Here is a 2,065-nt window from a genome sequence, read left to right as displayed (position 1 = left end):
ATGAAAAAAAGTGGGGAATTTGTGGGGTTTTTGCCACTTTTATCCTAGCCCTCATATGCTTAAAAATCATACAAACAAGCATATTGATGTCTAAAGTGATTATAATATGGTGTTTTTGTTCAATAATGACTAAATAGGCATTGTTTTATTATAACTTAGTCTATATAAATGGTGGTAGGAGTGAAAACCGACCCCCACTTTTAAAATGTAACATCCCTCCATAAAATACAAGAATTTATGGTGTTTAGGCATATGTACGGAGTGTTGTTTTATTATTAACACAACGATTCAAAAATTTATGTGCTAAACCATAAATTAACCCAAACATTTCTTAGAAGTATCATAGGAAAGGTTAAGCTTTTCAGCTAAATCAAAGTGCTCCTTTTTTGCATTGCAAATATTGCAACTCTTACCATTATCATATAGTTTCAATGCACTCATAAGTCTAACAAGATCTTTACTACTTTTTCCAACACTCTTTGCGGCTGTTAGAATCCTTTGGTCAATTCTACCAGCTAATAGCATTACGAATGCTACAGCCTGTACCATCCCATATTCAGAGAGATTTAATTCACTAAAGTCTATATTATGCTTAATGCGGTCATAGTAGGTTTCAATTGACCACCTAGATTTGTAATAGTAATACACATCTTTAGCATCTACACTTAAATTAGTTTCAAGAACTATTAGACCAAAGGTCTTCATATTCTTTTGTAGCCCTTCTTTATTATGGTTTTTAGAACCTTCCTCCATCTTTTTAATATATTCTTTTATTAGCTTCTCTCTTTCACTCATATTTTGAAAAAGTATTACCCTTGTACCTTCTTTAGTTGAAGTACATTCATGATATTCAACTAAATCAGTCTTAGATGAAACTGAATATAAGAATTGAGCATTCCTGCCTTTAAAAGGTTTAATAGCATTCTTATAACCTTCTAAATTGGAAGATAAAGGCATTATATAATTAGCTTCTTGTTTTACAAGGTATTCAATATTCTCCTTTGAGTAAAATCCTGTATCCATAATGAATAACTTATCTTTTATTTCACCTAATGGTTTAATAAAATCAATAAAGTCTGTTTTATCGACTATATAACCTGGAAATACTTTAGTTGCTAGAGGAAGATGTGTAGCAATATCTAATGCTACTAATAAGTTCATTTGTTCACCTTTTACTTCCTTTGCTTTATAACCATTAAAAGATAAATCATTATTAATACTATCGCTCGGTATAACATGACCATCTACTGCTACTGTATTGGATTGCTTTATACACTTCTTTTGAAACTCTAATATCTTATCATTTCTTCCAATAGTAGATAGAAGTTTACTTATTCTATGATAACTATATTTTAATTTAGAATAGTCATGGGCAATGAGTGTTCTCTCATATATTGTTTCTGATGGTTTTAACCCAATATAGCCTTCAAATACAAAGATACATGCTAATGAAAACAAATGAAAAGCTTCATCTACATTAAAACATTCTTTTAATCTCTCAAAATCATCATGAGCTAAAGTACATGCAAGAAGATATTCACCATATTCAAACAATGTTATTTCAGAGCTTTCAAGTTGTACTCCCTTTGGAACAAAGCCAACATCTTTAATTATTTTGCCTAATAGCTTTCCAGGATCTGTCTTCCATTTACCACTAACTTCATCCTTATGACGAGTATTAGTATAAACATAATAACTACCATTAATAACTTTAACAGTAGTTCCTTTAGGCTTCATTTTTCTTATATCTTCTGGAACAGTATAGGCACCCATCTTTAGCTCCTTATATACACATATAAATACACATATATTATAGCTTAAAAGAAGGAACAATAAAAGATAAAACCCACCTGTTTTTCATGATTTTTGGTGGGTTTTGATTTAAAAATATAGGCAAAATGAAGGGTATCTTACTTTAGTAAGGATTTAGCACATAAAATTTTTAATCTCTGTGTTATACTTAATTTCATGATAATCTTATTAATTTACGCTTTTTACAAAGCAAGCATGAAGTGAGTTTTTCATCACTACATGCTTGGTAAAGACTTTAAAGTTTATATCCTAA

General features: G+C 30.0%; 1 protein-coding gene. It reads right to left on the bottom strand.

Annotated features, from left to right (window positions below):
• Nucleotides 1-315: 315 nt before the first annotated feature.
• Entirely contained in the window at nucleotides 316-1,773 is a 1,458-nt protein-coding gene (locus SOY52_RS09850; RefSeq protein ID WP_320848784.1) for a transposase, read from the bottom strand.
• Nucleotides 1,774-2,065 lie beyond the last annotated feature (292 nt).

This window comes from Bullifex sp. (genome assembly GCF_034103065.1).
Classification (GTDB): domain Bacteria; phylum Spirochaetota; class Spirochaetia; order Sphaerochaetales; family Sphaerochaetaceae; genus Bullifex.
Note: the sequence above shows the minus strand (reverse complement) of the source record. Positions and strands in the feature narration are given on the sequence as shown.

Excerpts from the sequence above, each read along its gene's own strand:
- SOY52_RS09850 (WP_320848784.1), bottom strand. The coding sequence starts at position 1,773 with ATGGGTGCCTATACTGTTCCAGAAGATATAAGAAAAATGAAGCCTAAA.